General features: G+C 66.1%; 20 protein-coding genes and 2 pseudogenes. 4 read left to right on the forward strand and 18 right to left on the reverse strand.

Annotated features, from left to right (window positions below):
* Positions 1-18 precede the first annotated feature (18 nt).
* The 7 genes from EXE63_RS00210 to EXE63_RS00240 form a co-directional block, all read right to left on the reverse strand.
* Positions 19-1,725 (reverse strand): ribonuclease H-like domain-containing protein, encoded by a 1,707-nt coding sequence (locus EXE63_RS00210; RefSeq protein WP_168140303.1) that lies wholly within the window; start codon positions 1,723-1,725, stop codon positions 19-21.
* Positions 1,718-2,164: a DUF4262 domain-containing protein gene (locus tag EXE63_RS00215; RefSeq protein ID WP_168140304.1), complete on the reverse strand. Its 447-nt coding sequence runs from the start codon at positions 2,162-2,164 to the stop codon at positions 1,718-1,720. Before EXE63_RS00215 ends, EXE63_RS00210 begins: the two co-directional genes overlap by 8 nt.
* A 210-nt stretch (positions 2,165-2,374) precedes the next feature.
* Positions 2,375-2,713, reverse strand: coding sequence for a hypothetical protein (locus EXE63_RS00220; RefSeq protein WP_168140305.1), 339 nt, complete (start codon positions 2,711-2,713; stop codon positions 2,375-2,377).
* A 43-nt stretch (positions 2,714-2,756) separates the two neighbouring features.
* A complete protein-coding gene (locus EXE63_RS00225) occupies positions 2,757-3,050 on the reverse strand; it encodes a hypothetical protein (protein WP_168140306.1) in 294 nt (97 codons plus the stop codon).
* Between the two features lie 125 nt (positions 3,051-3,175).
* Positions 3,176-3,715, reverse strand: coding sequence for a DUF6927 domain-containing protein (locus EXE63_RS00230; protein ID WP_168140307.1), 540 nt, complete (start codon positions 3,713-3,715; stop codon positions 3,176-3,178).
* 120 nt (positions 3,716-3,835) lie between these two features.
* Positions 3,836-4,408: a hypothetical protein gene (locus EXE63_RS00235; RefSeq protein ID WP_168140275.1), complete on the reverse strand. Its 573-nt coding sequence runs from the start codon at positions 4,406-4,408 to the stop codon at positions 3,836-3,838.
* Positions 4,409-4,542: 134 nt separating this feature from the next.
* Complete coding sequence (locus EXE63_RS00240; protein ID WP_168140308.1) at positions 4,543-5,133, reverse strand: hypothetical protein; 591 nt, start codon at positions 5,131-5,133, stop codon at positions 4,543-4,545.
* 209 nt (positions 5,134-5,342) lie between these two features.
* On the opposite strand from EXE63_RS00240, the gene EXE63_RS00245 reads away from it, so the two are divergent.
* Positions 5,343-6,095: a 3'-5' exonuclease gene (locus EXE63_RS00245; protein ID WP_168140309.1), complete on the forward strand. Its 753-nt coding sequence runs from the start codon at positions 5,343-5,345 to the stop codon at positions 6,093-6,095.
* Here the strand turns inward: EXE63_RS00245 and EXE63_RS00250 are convergent.
* The 4 genes and pseudogenes from EXE63_RS00250 to EXE63_RS00265 form a co-directional block, all read right to left on the reverse strand.
* Complete coding sequence (locus EXE63_RS00250) at positions 6,084-6,797, reverse strand: hypothetical protein (protein WP_168140310.1); 714 nt, start codon at positions 6,795-6,797, stop codon at positions 6,084-6,086. The two genes, EXE63_RS00245 and EXE63_RS00250, sit on opposite strands and share 12 nt — an antisense overlap.
* 1,209 nt (positions 6,798-8,006) lie before the next feature.
* Positions 8,007-8,219, reverse strand: a complete 213-nt coding sequence (locus EXE63_RS00255; RefSeq protein WP_168140276.1) for a hypothetical protein — start codon at positions 8,217-8,219, stop codon at positions 8,007-8,009.
* A gap of 30 nt (positions 8,220-8,249) precedes the next feature.
* Positions 8,250-8,822, reverse strand: a pseudogene (locus EXE63_RS32610) (peroxiredoxin); the annotation flags it as partial.
* Between the two features lie 203 nt (positions 8,823-9,025).
* Positions 9,026-9,499: a rhodanese-like domain-containing protein gene (locus EXE63_RS00265; protein ID WP_168140311.1), complete on the reverse strand. Its 474-nt coding sequence runs from the start codon at positions 9,497-9,499 to the stop codon at positions 9,026-9,028.
* Between the two features lie 644 nt (positions 9,500-10,143).
* On the opposite strand from EXE63_RS00265, the gene EXE63_RS00270 reads away from it, so the two are divergent.
* Positions 10,144-10,722, forward strand: a complete 579-nt coding sequence (locus tag EXE63_RS00270; RefSeq protein ID WP_168140312.1) for a DUF6431 domain-containing protein — start codon at positions 10,144-10,146, stop codon at positions 10,720-10,722.
* A 268-nt stretch (positions 10,723-10,990) separates the two neighbouring features.
* Here the strand turns inward: EXE63_RS00270 and EXE63_RS00275 are convergent, their stop codons facing one another.
* From EXE63_RS00275 to EXE63_RS00305, 7 genes and pseudogenes are all read right to left on the reverse strand, one after another.
* Entirely contained in the window at positions 10,991-11,647 is a 657-nt protein-coding gene (locus tag EXE63_RS00275; protein WP_168140313.1) for a class I SAM-dependent methyltransferase, read from the reverse strand.
* Positions 11,648-11,714: 67 nt separating this feature from the next.
* Positions 11,715-12,614 carry a YVTN family beta-propeller repeat protein gene (locus EXE63_RS00280; protein ID WP_372923275.1) on the reverse strand — a complete coding sequence of 300 codons (900 nt, stop codon included), beginning with the start codon at positions 12,612-12,614 and terminating at the stop codon, positions 11,715-11,717.
* Positions 12,615-13,166: 552 nt separating this feature from the next.
* Positions 13,167-13,658, reverse strand: a complete 492-nt coding sequence (locus EXE63_RS33195; RefSeq protein ID WP_158022684.1) for a hemophore-related protein — start codon at positions 13,656-13,658, stop codon at positions 13,167-13,169.
* Between the two features lie 338 nt (positions 13,659-13,996).
* The gene (locus tag EXE63_RS00290; RefSeq protein WP_168140315.1) at positions 13,997-15,478 is read right to left on the reverse strand and encodes a multicopper oxidase family protein; all 1,482 of its coding nucleotides are present in this window, start codon (positions 15,476-15,478) and stop codon (positions 13,997-13,999) included.
* Positions 15,475-15,696 carry an SHOCT domain-containing protein gene (locus tag EXE63_RS00295; protein ID WP_168140316.1) on the reverse strand — a complete coding sequence of 74 codons (222 nt, stop codon included), beginning with the start codon at positions 15,694-15,696 and terminating at the stop codon, positions 15,475-15,477. The genes EXE63_RS00290 and EXE63_RS00295 overlap by 4 nt, the downstream gene beginning before the upstream one ends.
* A 220-nt stretch (positions 15,697-15,916) precedes the next feature.
* Positions 15,917-16,774, reverse strand: a complete 858-nt coding sequence (locus EXE63_RS00300) for an acyl-CoA dehydrogenase family protein (protein ID WP_168140317.1) — start codon at positions 16,772-16,774, stop codon at positions 15,917-15,919.
* A gap of 67 nt (positions 16,775-16,841) precedes the next feature.
* Positions 16,842-18,435: pseudogene (locus tag EXE63_RS00305) on the reverse strand (4-hydroxyphenylacetate 3-hydroxylase N-terminal domain-containing protein).
* Positions 18,436-18,463: 28 nt separating this feature from the next.
* On the opposite strand from EXE63_RS00305, the gene EXE63_RS00310 reads away from it, so the two are divergent.
* On the forward strand, positions 18,464-18,877 hold the full coding sequence (locus EXE63_RS00310) for a class I SAM-dependent methyltransferase (protein WP_168140318.1): 414 nt from the start codon (positions 18,464-18,466) through the stop codon (positions 18,875-18,877).
* 39 nt (positions 18,878-18,916) lie between these two features.
* Entirely contained in the window at positions 18,917-19,216 is a 300-nt protein-coding gene (locus EXE63_RS00315; protein WP_099962880.1) for a monooxygenase, read from the forward strand.
* Positions 19,217-19,348: the final 132 nt, after the last annotated feature.

The raw sequence follows: 19,348 nt of genomic DNA on the forward strand, positions 1-19,348 counted from the left end.
TCGGTGGCCGTTGCGCCCTCAGGCCGGGTTCGCGCCGGCGGTGACCTCCCACTGGCGCATCCCGTCTCTGATGGCGGCCAAGGCCGCGGTGTCGTCGGCGTTATAGCTCAGCAGCCACTGCCGGGGTTCTTCGGTGTTCGGCCGACCCGGGCGGGCGTGGTCGAGCATTTTCTGCGACAGGGCTCCGCCGGCATCCTCAGCACGCCAGTTGAAGCCGAACAGTGGTGCGACCGTTTTGATGCTACTTCCGTGTAGCGACAGGAACTGCTCTTTGAACACGCGCTCCAAGTCGGTGAACACCCCGGTGTCCGGGTTCAGAAGGTCTTCGGCGTCGCTACCGAGGATTCTTCTGAGCCGGGAGGGCTCAGCTGCTGACCAGTGGAACACCCCGACGGTCTGCCCGACGATCTGGGCGTGGTCGCGCAGCTCTTGCAGCCAATGCAGGAAGCGCTGAGCCAACGCCCGCTCGCTCGCGGTGTCGCTCACTGACCAGTCGACGAAGGCATGGAACTGGGCGGTGGTGTCGTCGCGCGCCGTGCGCACCCGCGCACCCCACAGGTAGACGTGTCCTTCGGTGTCCCATTCGATGTCGAGGTCGATCTCGACGTCAGCGCCGGGCACCTGCACCGGCCCGTCCCCCGTCCTGACGACATGGACTCCGGCCTCCACCATCACCGCGCGCTGAGCAGCGCCCCGTAGACGAGAGCGCGCGTGATCGCGGCCGCGGTGCGATGTCTCGGCGTGGTACCGCTGCAGGAAGTGGTCGTCGTCGAGGTCGACCTCGGCCAGAGCAGCCGTCGTCGTGACGCCCAGCGCGCGCAGCGCCAGCCACTCACGGGTGTCCAGGCTGCCCACGGTCAACGCCAGGGATGGATCGTCTTGGGCGCTCATCTCGCGGGCGCACGTGCGCTCATAGGGGCAGCTGCGGCACTCCGGCTGCCGGACCGGAGTGACGAGCCGATCAGCACGGGCGTTCGCCGCGGCGGCCACGGCCACCCGGAATCGGTGTTCGTGGTCGTAACGCTGCAGCAGCGTGCGTGCTGCCTTGCCGCTGCTTCTGGAGTAGGTGAAGCCCAGCGGCTCGTTGAGGTCGTGCCACACGAGCACCAGCTCGTCGCCTGCCGGCCCGGGCAGTTCACTGGTGCCGAGCACTGCCGCCCACGGGTACTGCGGGCCGGGATGGCGCCCACAGGCCTGCAACATCCGGGTGTAGTGCGCCAGCTGGAGCCCATCTGCCAGCCGGTGGTTGGTTGCTGCGGTGAACCCGGATTCGAGGTGGTGCACTGCTGGTGCGCTGAGACGCGATACCCGGGCCCGCTTAGTCTTCTTGGCTTCCAGCGTGCGGTGATGCTTGACGTCGGCGGGCAGGTAGCCGCCGGCTACCCGCACCAACAGGTCCGGTTTGCCCTTGCGCGCACCGGCGGGGTCGTCGGGAAGCCATCCCCCCAGAATCAGTGGCGCGCCAGCGTCCATCGCAGCCAGCGTCTCAGCGGTGGCGTCCTGGCGGCGCAGCGCGGCAGCGATGTGCGCGGTGCCGGGGTGCGCCGCGATCAGGCGGGCGAACACGTCGGCCTCGAAGTCGATGCCCGCGTCCAGACGCGCCTGTTCCTCCGCCTCTGGCACCCACGTCAGCGGATGGGGCCCGAAGTCATGCTGGGTGCGCACCGGGCACTGCTTGGCGGCGTACCCGCCCAGAAGCACGGGCCCGCTCTGGCGCTCATTCATGCGGCGGATTCCCCTTGAGTGGTTGGGCCTCACCGAGATCCCATTGCTGCCAAGGCATTAAGCCGTTCTTGTCGGGCCAGACGATCTGTTGCGCTGCCATCACTGCGCCGTAGAGCGCCCGCACGTTGGATAGGTCGCTGGTGTCGTCCATCGTGATCGCGACCAGCGGCAGCCCTCCTGCCAGCAGGCCGTCGATAGCCTTTCCGCGGGGCAGCTCTCCTGCAGTGAGGACATGCCCGGCGACGGCGTTGAGCACCCCTGCTGCAGAGCGCAGATCCAGCCCGTAGACCGCCAGTTCGGGCAAGCCGCGGTCGGTCATTCCGACGGTGTAGCTGAACGGTGGGCCGTCATCGACTGATGTCGGGAAGACCCCGATGACCGCCCAGCCGTGCTGGTCGATGAGGTTGCGTACGGCGTTCACCGGTCCGGGGCCGCTCATACCAAGTCCTCACGTCGCCGCGGCGTTGCGTTATGTGGCACACGGTTGTTGAGATCGTCTGCGCTGCAGTTCATCATCGTCTCCTTACGGTGGGTGACGGGGCCCTCAGAACCCTGCCGTTGGTGGTCACCCGAATCGGAGCGGCAACCGGTGATCAGTGTATCGAGACGGTCTGACATGCCGGGTGACCGAAGCTCGCCAGAGGTGCTGTCAGGCCGCCGGCAGGGGCCGGTGCTGGTTGTTCTCGCGGCAGATCCAGCCGTCGCGGATCAGCTGGGCGGGTTCGCCGCAGCACCAGGGCAGCACTTCATCTGGGGCGTACACCACGGGCACGTCCATCGGACGGTGCCAGTGCTGCCAGGGCAGCAGGCCCGCGCCGAGGGTCACCTGAGCCAGAAACGCTGAGTAGCCGCGCATATCGTGGTCGCGGAGCCAATCGAGGTAGTCCTCGATGTTGTCGACCCCGGCCGGCCCGCCTTGGCCACCGCGGCCGCGTCCGCTGTCGTCGAGCCAGGTGAAGTCCGTGCCGGCAGCGTTCCAACGCCGCACAAGGCGAACGGCGCAGACGGTGCACGTGGTCTCATCAGTGGTTCTAGCCATGGTCGACCCCGGCCGTGACGCAGTCGCGGCGGGCGTCCCGGATCGCTGCTCGCACGGGTGAGAACGCGCATCGCCCGCCGTTGATCTGAGCGTGAATTTGCTTGGAGGTGACCAGTTCGGGTCGCCCAGTCGACAGGTAGAGCACCGCGAGGTCGTAGGCGTCCCAGCGCACGCGGCTCGCGCCCCGGGTGTGGGCCTTGCGGTAGTGCAGTGACATGGAGCGTCGGCGACGTTCCTCGGGTGTTTCACCGGGGCACGCGGCCACCGATGGTGTCTGGCTCAACATTGGGTTTCCCCTTCTCGGGTCGGTGACCGGGCGCTCACGCCCATGCCGGTGGTGGCGAACTCGCTTCGCCATATGCGTTCACGGTAGTCGGGGGCTCCGACATCCGGCCTGCACCCGGCGACGCGTTAGCCGGGGTGCGGTGTCGTACTCCACGTGGACATGAACCAATCCCAGTTCGGGCGAATCTTCCTGCCCGACCGCGCTGTCCAGAGTCGCAGGCTATCGACCTGGACCGTGTCGATCACGGTGCCACTTTGCAGGGTGACAGGCGACTGCAGGGTGATCCATCGGCCGCGAGCTGCCAGCGCCGCGGCGCGCTGCTGTTGGTAGTGGGCGGCTTCTTGGCGCCACTGGCGGGCGTAGTCGCCCTCCGGTTCGGTGAGCGCCGCCAGGACCGTCGCTCCGACCCCGAGGGCTGTCGGACCCATGGTTTCGTCCATCATCTTGATCACCACATCGCCGCGGTACTGAGCGAACAGGGTGATGGAAGCCCATACCTGTCCACTCTCCTCACGGTGGGCGGCGAAGTACGTTCCGCCCCATTCGTATCCGTCTCCGGGCGCACTGTTGGAGGCGATGACTTCGGCGCGGGTCCCGCGCACGTGCTGGGCGACTTCTGCGCGGGCGGAGCTGCGGTGCGGAATGGCGTAGCTGATTGATCCCATTGACTCAACCTTTCGCGGGTTGTCGGTGACCGAGTGCGCACACTGGGCCGGATGGTTGGCTGGCGGTTGTTGTACCGCAGCCCTTTTGAGGATAGCCGTGGGTACCGACAGGTGAGCGAGTTAGGACGGTTGCCAGTCTTCGGCGGTGGTGTCGGTGCCGGTGAATTGGTATTGGCATTGGTAGCAGCGGGCGGTTCCGCGGGCGCGGTTGATCCAGTAGCCGAAGTGTTGGTGAGAGGTCGCGGTCGCGTCCGGGCGGGCGGCGACCGCGCGCAGGACGTCGTTGGCAACGGTACAGATTTCGTCTAGGTGCTCTCGCGCGCCAAGGCGAGCGTCGGTGGCATCCTCGACGCGGGGCACTTCTGTCCATCCGCTGGTGAGCCCGACGAGACGCTGGTTGCCGACGTTGTTCTTCAGTACCGCGTAGAAGCCACTGACATCTTCGTCGTCATCGCCGTAGACATCGAGTTCGAAGGCGTTGTCTCCGAGGATCACTGCGGCTTCCTTGGCGTTGTGGAATAGGTCTGACAGTGCTGCGCCGGCGCGGGGGTTGGTTCGCGTCGGGATCTCGCAGGCCAACTCCTCACCCTTGGCGTCACACCAGCGGGTGAAGGCCTCGTCGTCGATGCTGAACAGGGTCGGTTGTGCGTCAGTGAGGATCACGGTGAAGGCGGGTGCCAGTGCAGCTGTCATCGGTGTCTCTCCCGGTGTTATCGAGGACCGGGCACTCATGTCCGGCCGGTTTGTATCGGTGCGTGTTGGGCTCCGTTGGGTTCCAGTTTAGCGGCACCCACCGACAAACCCCTGGTGGCGCTGCGCCCCCGCTGTCAGGCGTCTTTCCGGGTGAGTTTGTCGATGACGCGGTCGACTCGTCGAGTAGGCCTCTGAGATTGACCGGTTTCCGACAGTGCCTTCGCGGCCTTGCGTCGTTCGGCCTCCTGCGCGGCCTTCCAGAACGGGGAATTGGGGTCATCGGTGCCGATCTTTGAGTCGGCATCCAGGCCCGCTTCCCTCCTGTCCCAGTACCTCTCGGTGGGTGTTGGCGCGTAGTCGGACCATCGGGGGCTCCGCTGTTCGCGCCCGGCGTGCGCTGCTTGCTGCAGTTGGGCGGGTGTCTGCGCTGTGTAGCCAGGCATTGTGCTGACGTCGCCGGCCAGGTTATAGAAGTGGCCGTAGGCGTGTTCTCTGCTGTAGTCGGGGTTCTGCGCGAGCTTCTCGGTGTACCACTGGTCGAAGTCGGGCGGGTTGGGCGGATCGGCGAATGGCGGCGGCCCGATGTGCGGGCCCCAGGCCGTGCTCGGCGGTGCGGCGCTGGCGCCGGCATCCAGCCGTGCCGTCAGGTCGTGTTGCCTCGCCTCCAGGGGGCGGCGACGTCGTCTGCAGAGCGGGCGGCCTTGGCGCGGGTGTCGCCGCTGCATCGCTGCGGTCCACCAGGTTCGCTACTTGCTTTGCACATGGGTCCTCCGACGGGGTGTGGACATCTCGTGAAGGTAGTACCGGCGCGTGTCGCTGTTTCCGTCGTCTGATGCCAGATTCTCTCGTCACCCTCGGCCGCGACGCGTGACGGAAATGTCGGTGGGGCCCGGTACTACCAGGGGGAGGCGATTCGCCGCCGCCGAGTCGTGAAGTGAGGATCGTCGTGTGCAAAGCCAGCCATGAGCCCGGTGGGCCGCAGCGATGCAGCGGGGACGCCCGAGCGGCCTTGGAGCGCTCGTTGGGGGCGGTGGCGCAGTTGGAGTGCCGCCAGGCCGCGCTGACTCGCGCTGTGGGCCTCAGCGGTGCGCTGGGTGGGGTTCAGGACGGTCCAGCACTGAGCCTTCGGCAGCAGTACTTGATCGACGCCGAGGCGCTGTCACCGCGCGAGGCGGCGGCCCGTTTTGCCCGTTCGGTGCTCGCGCCGGGGCGGGCGATCATCGTCGACACCGAGACGGTGTCGATGGGTGGGCCGATCTGCGAGATCGCCGTGGTGGACGCTCATACCGGTAGTCCGCTGCTGGACACGTTGGTCAATCCGCGGTGCGCGATCACCCCGGCGGCTCAGGCCGTTCACGGGATCACTGAGCACGAAGTGAGCGCGCCGCAGGTGCCAACGTGGGTCCAGGTGTACGAGCAGTTCGCTCAGGTTGCCCAGGGCCGGGTGGTCTTGGCCTACAACGCCGACTACGACCGCCAAGTTGTTGCCGATGACTGCCGCCGCTACAGCCTGGATGCTGCCGGATCGGCATCTGATGCTGGGTGGTGGGCCGATGTGATGGCGCCGCGCAGCGATTTCATGGGGGCCAAGCGGTGGCTGCGCAACGGCGGCGGGCACCGGGCTCTTGGTGACGTGGTGCAGACCCGGGGTCATCTTCTGGCGATGGCCGCGGGGTCATCCGCCTAGCTTGTTCGGCCTCTGCTTTCGGTGCGCGTCGGTCACGGGTTGATCGCGCACGGCCGCCGGCACGACGATGATTTCGTGTTCTCCTCGCCCGTTCAGGTAGGCGATCACCGCGGACTTTTCGACGGTTCCGGCTGCTACGCGGGGACGCCCGTGCCCGAACCGCATTGCGAAGCGTCGGGCGACCTCAGCGTCGAGGCTCCAGCTCATCCCCTTCTGGCGCTCGTCGCTATTGAACCCCCGGTAGACGCGCATTGACGTCGGCTGCTGGGCGAGGTGGCGCCGTTCTGGGGCGGTCATCATGAGGTGGCGGCTGCGGATCCTGGAGCTGTCCTGCAGCAATGTGGTCCACAGGGGCTCGTTTTCGGCGATGTTCTCCGCATCGATCCACAGCTCGGCCAGGCTTGTCCAGTAGGTGCGCGCGGTCAGCTGCGCTGCAATGCGGGTGAAAGCGTTGACGCGGTAGGGCCGTTCGTGCAGGAACAGGTACTGCGACCACTTCCGGGTTTGGAGGGCTTGTCGGCAGCCGTCTTGCTTGGCGCGCAGCCGCGCGTTGGCCATGGCGTTGAGCTGCGGGCTGTGTGGGATGGAGAAGACCAGGGGGTGCTTGATCACCGGTCCCAGCGGTGAGTCGACGAGGTGGGCGGCGAGTTCAGGATCGAGCGTTTCCTGTGGCCGCTGCAGTAGCGCGTTGAGTTCGGTCATGAGGTGTCCTTTGGTGGTGCGGTGGGTGACCGGGCCTGCAGGCGCCGGCCGGGTGGTGGCAAGCGCGGTCTATTGAGGCGTGCTGGTCGCCGTCGGCGGGGTCTCGTCCTGCCAGAGCGCTCTGCTGCGGATGGTGGTGCGGCGGCGCCCGCGGCAGGTGGTGCAGGCCGCGGGAATGCCCCGCCTGGTGCTGAACAGGCGGCCGTGGCATTCGGGGCACGGGACCGACAGTGTGATAGCTCCGGCCGCACGTGGCGATGCATGCGTCCAGGCGTTCCAGGCGTGCATCCATGAGGGGAATGTATTGGGTTGCTGCAGCATCCATCTCACGAATTCGGTGCGGATCTCGTAGCTGGAGTGCATCGGTCGCAGGTCGGGCAGCGCGGTAGCCAGAACATGGTGTGGGAGATGGTGGATGTCGTGTGCGAGGGAGTGATTGTTCATATCCGAAGGGGACCTCTCGATATGGGTGACCGGGCACTCGTGCCGGGCCGGATGTGGTGCGGTGTTGTTGATGCTGAGTGTAGTGCTGTGGTCTGACATGCCTGCCAGCTCTTGGACCTAGCGGTGTCGCGGCAGGGGTGGCGGTCGAGTTGCTCAGTCGTTCAGTGTGTTCAGGAGTGGGTGGTCCACCATGTGTAGAGCTGTTCGAGCGAGGGGCCTTGTGCGTTGCCTGCTGTGACGTTGAGCAGCGTCTGCGCTTCACTGGTCCATACGACGACGGCTTGGCCGCGGTCGGTCCCGCAGAACAGTGTTCCTGCCACCTGCGTGGGGGCGGAATTACGTCGCCAGGGCCCTGGTGTTCAGTGGCCCTCTCGACAGTTGTCGACCGAACTCATTCATAACCCCTTGGTGATGGGTTCAGCATCGCCATCGAGGTCGTCATGAACCGCGCGGGCCGGCACGCTGGCTGGCCAATACTCTGCTGCCGGCGGGGGTCACGCGGCTGGTGAACATGAAGTCGCCGGGTGTGTTTATGCGGGTCAGCGGATCGTCGTCGTCGCTTACGTCGAAAAGTGGTGCGAATCGCTTGGGCGACGGACTTGTGCGTTTAGGTGGACGGCTGGGGGCATCGACAGAAGCTAGTGCGATTCCGACTGCCACTGGTAGCTCTCGTTGGCGCTGAGGTCGGAGTCGGCGGTGAGAAAGCCGGCCTGCACGATGAGGTCGCGATGGTCATGTCCGCGACCCTCGATGACGGCGTGGCCGCTACAAGAAGTACACGTGCTCGGGCGTGACGATCGATGTGATGGTGCTGGCGAGTAGTTCCGCGAACTTCGCCTTGGAGGCGTCGGAATTCACGACGACCGCCAGCGTGGCCTCCCGGTCCGGAAGGTATACCGCGACGGTGATGTAGCCGGCGATAGCCACGTTGTGCCCGACCCACCACGGAGCGTTGAAGATCGCGAATGCGTAATCCATGCCGTCGGCTATTGCGCCCCGCCGACCGCGATCGACTGGCCCACCGCCCCGACCATGCCACGGTGGAGATAACCCCTTCACCACCCGCAGCAACTCGTCGAGGTTGCGGCCGGTGCTCAGCGGGTAGTAAATGAGTGCGGACGACGCCGGCGGGGTCCACGATGAACACCGCGCGGACGGCTTTGGTGGAGTCCTCGCCGGGGCATGATCATGCCGTACCTGCGGGCGACCTCCATCGTGATGTCTTCGATGAGCGGGAACGTTACTTCCACTCCGCTCATCCCGTTGAAGGCGATCTTCTCCTTGATGGTGCGCAGCCACGCGATGTGCCTGTAGAGTCCGTCGACCGACAAGTCGACCAGTTCGGGTGTTGTACTTGCCGAACTCGTCCTGCATCGAGGCGAACGCGATGAATTCGCTGGTACATACAGGCGTGAAATCGGCCGGACGGGAGAACGGAGAACAAGATCACCGACTTAATTCTTGTAGTCTCCCCGGAAAGTTGATCGGTCCCTGTGTTGTCGATGCGGTGAATTCCGGCGCTGGATCGCCGATGAGGGGCATCGCTGCCACGACTTCGGATGCATTGTCCGCGCTTGTCATCATTGACCTCCATGGTTTTGGGGATGAAAGTTTCCTACCACAACTCTATACCCGGAGGGGTATAGACCAGCCTCCTGTCCCGGCGGCTGTGACGCACAGATTCCACTGCCGTTCCAGTGCATCGGTCAACGCGCGAGACACCGTCGAACTCACCCCTTCGGTTTCGGTGCCACTAACGGGGCCGGGTGTTTACCATCTTCCTGTCAAGCAACCGGTTCAGTGGGCATCGCGAGGGTGATCCAGTCATGAAGTCCACCTCGATAATAGGCCAGGGCGGAGGCTGGAAATCCGTTCTTCAGCAGTTCGCGGATGGCGTCGGGAGATTGGGGGCATTGCGGGCCGTTGCAGAACAAGACGTTTACTCGTGACGCATCGAGTTCACTGCTTCGGTGCGCAATCTCGTTGTGAGGGATGCTGACAGCTCCCGGGATGGTCACGCCGCTTCTCGAATCGGGTAGTCGAGTGTCGAGGAGGAGGGCTCCGTCGCGCAGGCTCTCGATCAGTTCGAGCTCGGCGACGGTCACGACGCCCGGCGCGCATTGCAGGGGCTGCAATTCCCCCCAGGTGGTATCCACCGCGACGAGGTCTGCTTCGTGTTCCAGCGGCTGAGGGACACTGGAGGGAGCGTGTTGACGGCTTCTGGATTGACGCTGGACGTTAACGGGTGCATTCGGCATTCCTGCAGCCTAACTAACTACGCCGGCCCGATTGCCGGCGGTCGGCGCTGAGGGAATCGATCACTGCCCGCACTTTCGTCAAGACCTGTTCGGCAAAGGGAGAGGTCGGTGTCGCCGGTTACGTCCACGAGTAGTGGTGGGGTTCATGGCTTTTGCGTGGACGACGCGTGCATCGGTCGGATCGGCGCCGGCCACGACGTTGCCCTGGCGGCGGGTTGCACGCGCCCAGGATCGGATGGTCCCCCTATGTCCTCACTGGCTGTGGTTCTCAGCGTGGTCTTCCCATGGATCTCGGGCAGAATGCCCACTCCGTTCTGCGCCAGTACTTCTCGCGCACGCTTGTTGAGCGTCCCTCTGGATGACGACCACGGAGGGTGTCTCGGTCACTTCCGATGCCGATGAGAGTTCGGGCTGCGGAACTTCGTCTGCACCACCACTGTGGTGACATACGGCGGTACCCCCGATGACCGGCCCGCGCCGGACTGTCGGACCGAGCGTTGAGGGGCATCGTGACGGACGGGCGTCGTCGGCACGCTAAGTGACGGCACGGACGCGAAACCTGTTGCGCCCAAGCCGAACTGACCCCTTCGCCAATCCGGGGTGTGGTAGGCAACACTGATGCACCGAGAACGCAGTGCCCGACAATGATCGTCATCCGCCGACCCCAGGACGCCGAGGCCCACCTCGCCGACGCCGTCATGTGCTGCCCGCACTGTGGCGGCACGCTGGCCAAATGGGGATACGCGCGCGAACGCACCGTCCGCGCGCCGGGTGCCGCGACAGTGACCGTGCGCCCGCGGCGACTGCGGTGCCGCAACTGCACCACCACCCACATCCTGCTGCCGACCGCATTGCAGCCGCGCCGCGCCGACACCACCGAGGTGATCGGAATAGCGTTGGCGCACAAGGCGAATGGCTTGGGGTTCCGGCGCATCGCCACCCTCATGGGCCGGTCCGAATCAACGGTGCGGCGCTGGCTGCGCCGCGCCACCGACACACACCTGAACTGGGCATGCCAACAGGGCGCGACGCGACTGATCCAACTTGCCCCTGAGGCGTTCACCGAGATCCGCTACGCCGGCAACCAGCTGCGGTACACACTGACCATCCTCAGCGCGGCCGCCTACTGGGACCGCCGCCGTTGCGGGTTCGAGGAACCACCGTGGACGCTGATCGGCATGTACACCCGCGGCCGCCTCCTGGCCCCACCGCGCAGCGGCTGAAATCGAGTCCACCGCGCGCGTCTATGCTCGCGGCACGGCGTCACTGCGTCGCCGACCGACCATCACCATGCCGACGATGCCGTCACCGCACCGATCACCCCGTCAAGCTGCCGACCAACGGCCCCAACCTCGTCTTCATCGACAGTGACGGACAACACGCGCTGAGCCGGCGGCGTCGAATGTGGTGTGCAGCGCGGTCGAGATTGCAATGCTCATCGCGTGGTTCCTCTCGTTTTGGGCCGTGGCCGGCGGTGGACCGATACGGGCGTCAGACGTCGGGGCCGAGTCCGGGTTTCGGACGGGCTTGGCCGAGGATGTGGGCGAATCGGGGAAAGTGCCGCAGCGGCGCGTAGGAGAACCGGTCCAGTGTTTCGATGTCGAAGCCGGCGGCCCGGATCGCTGCGGTGGTGTCGCGGTTGGGATGGCAACCGCCGCCGATCCGCGACCACAGCGGGGTGATCGCATCCTCGAGCAGACCCAGCCAGGGGGTCTGCGAGCGTACGTGTTCGAAGAACCGCAGCTGCCCGTCGGGCTTGAGGACGCGGCGCATCTCGGCCAGCGCCGCCCGCTGATCGGGAACCGAGCACAGCACCAGTGATGCCACCACCGCGTCGAAGCCGCCGTCCTCGACCGGCAGCGCCGTGGCGTGTCCGGCGAGCACCTGCACCGGTACCGGTGCCGACTCGGCGGCCTGGGCGGCCAGGCCGCGCAGGTGGTCATCGGGCTCCACGGCCACAACTTCGGCGACGGTGGGCGGATAGTGGCCGAAGTTCAAGCCGTTGCCGGCACCGACCTCGATGACGCGGCCCGACAAGCCGGCCAGGGCATGGTCGCGGCGTTCGGCGGTTCCGCGTTCCTCCGATTCGGCGCTGATGCGTTCATACATCCGGGCGAAGCGCGGATGTTGGAACGTTGACAGATCCATGCGCCGTCCTTTCATCCGTCGGCTGGTGTCGGCTGCTCATACTCCGGCCAACTCCAGGTTCGTTGGGTCAGCCGTGCCCGTGATGGGCAGGCGGCGGCTGGGTTTCCGCGACGGGTGGCGCGGGGATGTTGAGCGCTATGGTGGCGGGGCCGGCCGCAGGTCGTCGGGTCGAGTAGCTGATCCCATTCGGCTCGACACCGACCGCGACGGTCGCCGCCACCGTCTGGCTGGCCAAGTCGATGACGGAGACCGCGTTGTCGTAGCTGTCGGTGACCCAGGCCCGCGTGCCGGCGCGGTCGATCACCACGCCGTGCGGCCCGGCGCCAGTGGGAACCGCGGCGCGTACCGCCATCGTGGTGGTGTCGATCAGTGACGCTGCATGCCCTGGGGCTTCGCGGGTACCTTGATCGGCTGACACCACCGTCGCCTCATCGGGGGTCAGGTACAGCTGCACCGGTGAGGCCGACACGGCGACACTGCCGACCACCTTGCGCGCACTGAGGTCCACTTTCACCACCGCAGGTGGTTGGGTCGTGCCGGTGTAGGCAAAGCGGCCGTCGGCGGTGACCGCGACCTGCGCTGGTCCATCGCCCACGGGTACGGCGCCCAGCATCCAGTCGGTGCGGGGGTCGATCAGGTCCACCGCTCCGGCCATGTGGTTGGCGATTACGATCACCGAACCGCCTGCGGCTGCACGCAGCCCGTGCGGCATCCCGCCCACGTCGATGCGGCCCACCGGTTGCAGGTTCGGGCTCTGATACACCGAGACGGTGCCGTCCCCGGAGTTGGCCACATAGACCTTGCCGTTGGGAGCCTCGATCACATGGGCCGGCTCCGGCCCCGTCGGGGCGGTCGCCGTGACGCGGTAGGTCGCGGCGTCGATGGCGACCACCGTGTTGGTGGTGTTGCTGGACGCATATACCGTGGCGCCGTCATGGCCGACCTGCACGTTGTGTGGCCCTGGCATTCCGGTCAGGGTTGTCGATACTGTGTTGGTGGCCGCGTCGAGGACCGTCAGGCTGTTTCCGCCTTCGTCGGCCACCCACACCGATCCGGTCGCGTCGGCGGGCGCCCGTGACGCGGGGTTGGTCGTTGACTGCCCCGAGTCGGTCGTCTGGCCAGCGGAACAGGCTGAAACGGCAGCGAGCAAGGCGGCGGCCAGAGCAGCGCGTGTTTTGCTGGTGACCGCGCCGGTCCGCAAACGATTCAGACGAGGCCGTCGGCGTCGGGATGCGTCGGAAAAGCTCATCGACATGGGGACTGCATACCCCGGTAGGTATCGCTCAAACGCATCTGCACGCAGCCAGTGTAGGCACAGCAATTGCCGCGACCGCCGGTATCGCGGGCGCTCGCTGATGAGGAACACGACGCACTCACGCCAGAGACGACTTCAGCGACATCCTCAGCGGGTATGGCGCCTCGTAAGAAGTCGTCGAAAGCGCCTATAATCGATAACTCGCCAGGCAAGGCGCGCTAGAGACGGACTCGCCGATCGACCACCCGCCGATGGCGCCGGATCCTACTGCCCGGGCCCCATACCTCCGGGCGCCATCGGGCCGGGCCCCATATCGCCGGGCTCCATCGGGCCTGATCCCATACCGCCGGGCGCCATCATCGGGCCAGACCCCATACCTCCGGGCATACCGGGGTTCATCGGCAGGCCGCACCTGGTGCTCAGATCCTGAACCGGCTGGTGGATATTTCGTAAGGCGGCAGCGACGTCGGGATGGGTGTCGTTGTAGGCCTTGATCACGTCGTGTCGCTCCTGTGGCGTGGCCTGACTCCTGGCGTCCACAAACACCTGCTGGACATCCGGGCGCGAGTCCAGATAATCGGCCATCTGAGTCATCGCTGCGGCGTGCGCACGCATGACTGCCGCCGGGGAACACGGATCTGGCGCCGGCTGGGCTGTCGCAGCGCCCGCAGCAGCCAGCGCCACCACTCCGGCGACGCTAGCAGCGGCGATGAACCGTGGCGTGCATCCGCCCGTAAATCGTTGCCTCACTGTCATCGTTCCTCCTGATCGCTACTGAACAACACCCCTGGTTCCCGCTGAACCGACGATGGTCGAAACTTCGCAAACACGGCGGGATCGGTCGCCGACCGCACTCGTCCACCGGAGCCTGCCCCCAATCGACACTACGCGCTCGACGACTCGAGAATTCCCACGTCTCGCTTGCTGCCGTTTGCGGACGCACAGATGACGTGGACGCAGACCATATCCAATGCGCCATTCGGGTTGTGCCCCGCCGACACCACCCCAAGATGTCGGACTCCCATCGTTGATGAGTGCGCCGCCTGCGTAGGGGGATACGGCGCCGTGATCTGATCATTCTGCGCGGCGAGCGGTTAACCGTGCACGTTGACCGTGGCCATCATGCCGGCGTCTTCGTGATCGAGAATATGGCAGTGGTAGACGCTGCGGCCGGCGAATCTGGTGAAGGCGATGCGCAGCCGGACCCAGCCCTGCGGCGGGATTAACACCACGTCCTGTGGTACCCCGAGGGGTGGGGTGTTGTCGCTGCTGGCCAGCACGGTAAACGGCCAGACATGCAAGTGAAATGGGTGCGCCAGCGTGCTGGTGTTGGTGACGGTCCAGTCCTCGACCGACCCCAAGGTGGTCGACTGGTCATCGCGCGTCGGATCGAAGATGCGTCCGTCTATGGTGAAGGTCATCCCGCCACCTCCCATACCCATGCCCATGCCCATTTGGAACGCGATTTGGCGTTGGGCGACTACCGGTCCGGCGGGACGTGCTTCCACCGGCACGGATGCGGGCAGCGGGGCAGCGCTGGCCGGTGGCCCGTCGACGGTCATGGTGGCCAGGGAGACCGGTTCGCTGGAGTCAGTCCCGCCTCCCATCATGCCCATGCCGCCGCGTTGGAACGGTTCAGTGATGAGCTCGAAGCGGCCGGGGGCCGCCGGGTGAACGATGACGTCGGCGCGGTTACCGGGGGCCAGCATCACCTGGCCGGTGCGTGCCGGGCGGGGAAGGTAACTGCCGTCCTGGGCGATGTGCAGCAGGTCGTGGCCCTGCAGCGCAACGACCAGCACCCGTGATACGCAGCCGTTGATGATCCGCCAGCGTTGCAGCGCCCCGGGGGCGGCCGCAATGGCGGGTTGATGCTGGCCATTGACCAACACCAGCTGGCCTTCGCGTCCCATGGCGCGCTCCATGGCGCTGGGCCGGGCAACGCGGCCGTCGCCGGTCAACGTGATGTCGGTGACCAGCAGCACCCGGTCGGCCGCTACCGCAAACTCCGGTTGCTGCCCAGGGGCTGGGTCGACCAGCAAGGCACCGGCCAGGCCGCCGAAAATTTGGTCGGCCACCACGCCGTGGTGATGCGGGTGATACCAGAAGGTCCCGGTCGGATGATCGGGCGGAATGCGAATGCTGTAGTCCAACGAGGCGCCCGGGTCGACGCGCAGGAAGGGGTTGTCGCTATTGCCCAGTGGTGACACCCGCAAGCCGTGGGTGTGCAGATTGGTCGGCTGATCGAGTTGGTTGACGAGGCGCACTGCCAGCTCGTCGCCAGGGTGTACTTTCAGGGTGGGTCCCGGTAAGGAACCGTTGTATCCCAATGCATGGGTTTCGCGCCCGATTAGCCGTGCCCCCGCCGCGGCGGTGAGTTGCACCTGCAGTCGCCCGTCACGACTGTCCAGCCGCGTCGGCTGGGTCAACTCAGCTCCAGTGTCAGCAGCATCTGACCAGTCACCCGAACCGGGGCCGCGAGAACTCGCCATCCAGCCAGTCACGCCGGACGCGACGGCGGTGGCGCCGAGCGCACCGAGAGTGATGGCGTGCCGCCGACTGATCGGTGCCGGCGTCATGTCAGCTGGTTGCGGCGCCGCAGGTATTCGTCTTCATCGATCTCGCCCTTCGCGTACCGCTCGTCGAGGATCCGGCGGGCCGAATTCTGCTGAGGCGGAATGGGCCCGACACTTCGATCAGCGACCAACCGGTACCCGAGGTACACGATCAACGAAATCCCGATAAGCACCAGCAGCGGCCAAGCAAGCCACCATCCGCCCATCCAGGTACCACTCATCACCGTCGTTACCTCCGTTGCCAACATCATTCAGGTTCACGGTCCAGTCCCCGAGCGCAGCGGCTCGTTTCCGTCAGCCCACGACCGCACCGCTTCAGGTGTGCGCTGCAGCGCGGTCCGTGGCCACTCGGTTCGAACGCAACGCGCTATATACCCCGAGGGGTAAGCCAGGACAGCTGCCACTGTACCCCCGCGACCGAGGCGTTCATCCTCGACCGCGCTACCCCCGACGGCTATTCGGATAGTTCTGATACCGCCTCCTACCAATTCCGATGGTGCCCATCTTGTCCTTGAGTCGGCGAATGCTGACCCCGTTGGGTGTGCCGTCGTGTCGGATTCGCGGGACCACGAACATCGCGAGGCCCTTCGTTCCGGGCACATCGGGATTGACCCGGGCCAGGGTGACGATGAGGTCAGCGCCGACGTTGGAAGCAAACCACTTCTCGCCAGTCAGCCGCCACTGGCCGGTCGGGACGATCGCGGACAGCAGTTCGTCGCGTTGCTCGACGGTGGCGAAGCGCTCCAGCACGGTGACGGTGCCGTGGGCGAGTTCCGGCGGACAACACAACGCCATGTCGGCCTGCCCGACGAGGTAGTCGAAGGCGTCCAGCAGCGGGACTGGCGCCCGACCGTGGCGCTGCAACCGGGCGGGGTCGTGATTCCAGCCGACCAGACCGTAGTTGAAGACCTCGTCGAGGTTGGCCAGCCAGTCCGGGTGATGCTCGACCCGGCTGACGTCACGCCCGAGCTTGTCGTAACGGGTCAACACGTGTCCGACTGCGTCGTAGACGTCGGCTCGTCGCACCAGCTCAGTGCCGGCCGGATTTCCCAACTGCGACAACGACTTCTCGGCCCATCGCCGGACCGTGGGCGTCAAGTAGGTGGCCAGGGTCCGAGCCAGGTTGGGATCGGCGGTGTAGTAGTTCACTCCGCGCCCGGACTCCAGTTGCCGGTACCAGCTGTCGCTGGTGGTGGCGTCCAGCGCGAACGGTGGATATACCTGGGCGATCGATGACGGGTAACTGGCGCGGTGATCGGCCGGCGTGTTCGCCGACTTGAATGGCGACACGTCCATCATCGGGCGCTCCTCGCGATCGGGATCGGATCGGGGGGGCGATTGGACGGGGTCGGTCGGCACTGTTGATTCATGGTGGTCCTCTCCTAGGGGTTGCTGCGGCGGCGTGGTCAGTGGTCGTAGTCGTTCTGGGGGCCCCGCTCAGGGCCGGGTGTTCGGTTGGTGGAGGTGGGGGCTGGCAGCCGGTGGCACAACACTTTCCGGGCTGCCGCGTCGACCTTTGCCGTCCGCCGGCGGCCCCGCGGTCGATCAGGTTGGCCACCAGTTCGGTCTTCTCCGCGATCGGGTACTGGCGCCAGATCTCGCGTTTCATCGCCTCCGGGGAGCCACCGCCGTGCAGGGAGATGATCGAATACCAGCCGCCCTGATAGGAGGCCGTCAGGTCCTCGATCAGCCGTGACACCTCCAGGCGTTGACGCGCCGGGATGTCGTCGCGTCCGCCGAGCACTGCGGCCAGCGCGGCCGTGGTGACCGGATCGTGGTCCTCCTCGGGTCCCGGCAGGGCGACGACCAAGCCGCCGGACACGTAATGGGCGAGGCGGTGCATGTCATAGATCTGGTTGGCCAGCAGGAGTTAGCCGATGTTGGCGAACACCGCATCGGGGGTCACGGTCCCCGAAGGTTCGGCAGCAGCGTAGGTGGAGGCCGTGACCCCGCACGCGTAGAACCCTTCGACGATGGTGATCAGCTCGACCATCGCCTCCCGGATGTGGCCGTGCACGTTCGGGTCCAGGCCGTTCGCCTCGATCATCAACGCACCGGCGCAGATCAGCAGATCCCCGAACCCGGCGCGAGCGCCGATGCACGAATGCCAATGATGCGTGGCGTAAGTCGTGGTCAAGGTGCCCCAAAGTTCGTATTCGGCTTCGAGGAACAACGGTTCCCAGGGGACGAACACGTCATCGAAGATCACCACCGCGGTGGACTGGCCGTACCGGGACGAGAACGTCGCCGCCCGCTCACCTGGGTGCCCGGCCGGGCGCGCCACCATGGTGATGCCGGGGGCATCCACCAGGACCGCGCACGCCACCGCGAAGTCGGCGTCGTCCGCGGTCACCGTGCGACACGGCATCACCAGCAACCCGTGCACGTACGGGGCGCCGGTGACGATGGCCTTGGTGCCGCGGATCACTATGCCATCCGGCCCGGCGCTGTGCGACGTGGACGTAGACGTCCGGGTTGTCTTGTGCGCCGGGCCGTTTGGACCGGTCGCCCTTCGCATCGGTCATCGCGACCCCCAGCGTCAGATCCGCGTCCTGCACGCGTGCGAGATAGGCGCTGAACCGTTGGTGGTAGCCGGTGCCGTGTTCGGGGTCGGCCCGGAAGCTCACCTGATGCAGGGCCGCGAGTCCGTCGTGGCTCAAATACCTTTCCGCGCAACCAGATTCCTGGCAATCCAACCGGACCGCCTCCAGCTTGGCCAACAGCTCCGTTGGCGAGGCGTCCAGCGCTGGCATCCGGTCGACCGTGCGCCCATCCGGGGTGCAAGCGGTCCTCACCTCCCGGCAATGGGCGGCGTCGATGACGGCCGGGGTCGAGACGGAGCGCCCGCAGCGTAGCGATGACGAGCGGTCCTGATGCCGCGCCGACGCCGGCGCATCAGCGACGGGTTGCCGAAAACTGGACCAGGCTAAAGTAGCGCTCAGCGAGCGCCGCTGCACCATGCGGCAGCTACCTCCCAAAGGAGGACAGATGCACGATGACGACGCCGGGACAGGCCTTGGCAGCGCTGACAAGACGCCGCCCGCGGGTCCGGCCACGTGGGACGAGCGTTATGCCGCCCCCGGATACTTGTTCGGCACGGCACCGAGCCGATTCCTCAAAGAGCACAGGGATTACCTCGTCCCCGGCGCAAAGGCTCTGACCGTCGCCGACCGCGAAGGGCGCAACTCTGTCTTCCTCGCCGCGTGCGGCCTGCGAGTGACCGCCATGGACATCTCGCCTGTGGCCGTCGAGAAGGCCCGTGCACTCGCCGCCGAGCAGGACGTCTCCGTCGATTTTCACGTGGCCGACATCCTGGACTGGGACTGGACACCCGATGCCTATGACCTCGTGTCTAGCTGGCCGGCATCGCTGAAACCGTGCGCGACAAGCTCAAACACGTGATCGATGCCCTGTGAGGGCGTGACAGGAAAAGGGACGCCCATGAAACTGGTGCAGTTCGATTTTCCCTACGATGGCCCCTTCGGCCCGGAGATGACCGAGGCCATGGACGGGCTCGCCCGGTCCATCCCGGACGAACCGGGCTTCATCTGGAAGATATGGACCGAGAATCAGGCCGAACGCGAGGCGGGCGGCATCTACCTGTTCGCCGACGAACAATCCGCACGGGCCTATATCGGCAAGCACTCTGCCCGGCTCGAGGAGTTCGGCATCGGCAACGTTAGGGCCAAGGTCTTCGACGTGAACGGCCCCCTGACCGCAATCACCCGAGGACCAGTGTGAACGCGCCGCGGGCCACCCGACCCCATCCGTCCTGGCCCCGCATTGTGGCGGTGCTGCGGGCTGGGGTTTTGCAATAGCTGTCGGGTGGTTCGGGTGGTGTAGCACTTCAGTGAACGCTTCATCTACCTAGTC

The organism is Mycolicibacterium frederiksbergense (assembly GCF_012223425.1).
Taxonomy (GTDB): Bacteria; Actinomycetota; Actinomycetes; order Mycobacteriales; family Mycobacteriaceae; genus Mycobacterium; species Mycobacterium frederiksbergense.

Bases quoted from the DNA above. Each gene is read 5' to 3' on its own strand.
- EXE63_RS00210 (WP_168140303.1), bottom strand. From the start codon at position 1,725: ATGAATGAGCGCCAGAGCGGGCCCGTGCTTCTGGGCGGGTACGCCGCC.
- EXE63_RS00215 (WP_168140304.1), bottom strand. From the start codon at position 2,164: ATGAGCGGCCCCGGACCGGTGAACGCCGTACGCAACCTCATCGACCAG.
- EXE63_RS00225 (WP_168140306.1), bottom strand. From the start codon at position 3,050: ATGTTGAGCCAGACACCATCGGTGGCCGCGTGCCCCGGTGAAACACCC.
- EXE63_RS00230 (WP_168140307.1), bottom strand. From the start codon at position 3,715: ATGGGATCAATCAGCTACGCCATTCCGCACCGCAGCTCCGCCCGCGCA.
- EXE63_RS00235 (WP_168140275.1), bottom strand. From the start codon at position 4,408: ATGACAGCTGCACTGGCACCCGCCTTCACCGTGATCCTCACTGACGCA.
- EXE63_RS00240 (WP_168140308.1), bottom strand. From the start codon at position 5,133: ATGCAGCGGCGACACCCGCGCCAAGGCCGCCCGCTCTGCAGACGACGT.
- EXE63_RS00250 (WP_168140310.1), bottom strand. From the start codon at position 6,797: ATGACCGAACTCAACGCGCTACTGCAGCGGCCACAGGAAACGCTCGAT.
- EXE63_RS00255 (WP_168140276.1), bottom strand. From the start codon at position 8,219: ATGGATTACGCATTCGCGATCTTCAACGCTCCGTGGTGGGTCGGGCAC.
- EXE63_RS00265 (WP_168140311.1), bottom strand. From the start codon at position 9,499: ATGCCGAATGCACCCGTTAACGTCCAGCGTCAATCCAGAAGCCGTCAA.
- EXE63_RS00270 (WP_168140312.1), top strand. From the start codon at position 10,144: ATGATCGTCATCCGCCGACCCCAGGACGCCGAGGCCCACCTCGCCGAC.
- EXE63_RS00275 (WP_168140313.1), bottom strand. From the start codon at position 11,647: ATGGATCTGTCAACGTTCCAACATCCGCGCTTCGCCCGGATGTATGAA.
- EXE63_RS00280 (WP_372923275.1), bottom strand. From the start codon at position 12,614: ATGCCAGGGCCACACAACGTGCAGGTCGGCCATGACGGCGCCACGGTA.
- EXE63_RS33195 (WP_158022684.1), bottom strand. From the start codon at position 13,658: ATGACAGTGAGGCAACGATTTACGGGCGGATGCACGCCACGGTTCATC.
- EXE63_RS00290 (WP_168140315.1), bottom strand. From the start codon at position 15,478: ATGACGCCGGCACCGATCAGTCGGCGGCACGCCATCACTCTCGGTGCG.
- EXE63_RS00295 (WP_168140316.1), bottom strand. From the start codon at position 15,696: ATGAGTGGTACCTGGATGGGCGGATGGTGGCTTGCTTGGCCGCTGCTG.
- EXE63_RS00300 (WP_168140317.1), bottom strand. From the start codon at position 16,774: ATGATGGACGTGTCGCCATTCAAGTCGGCGAACACGCCGGCCGATCAC.
- EXE63_RS00310 (WP_168140318.1), top strand. From the start codon at position 18,464: ATGCACGATGACGACGCCGGGACAGGCCTTGGCAGCGCTGACAAGACG.
- EXE63_RS00315 (WP_099962880.1), top strand. From the start codon at position 18,917: ATGAAACTGGTGCAGTTCGATTTTCCCTACGATGGCCCCTTCGGCCCG.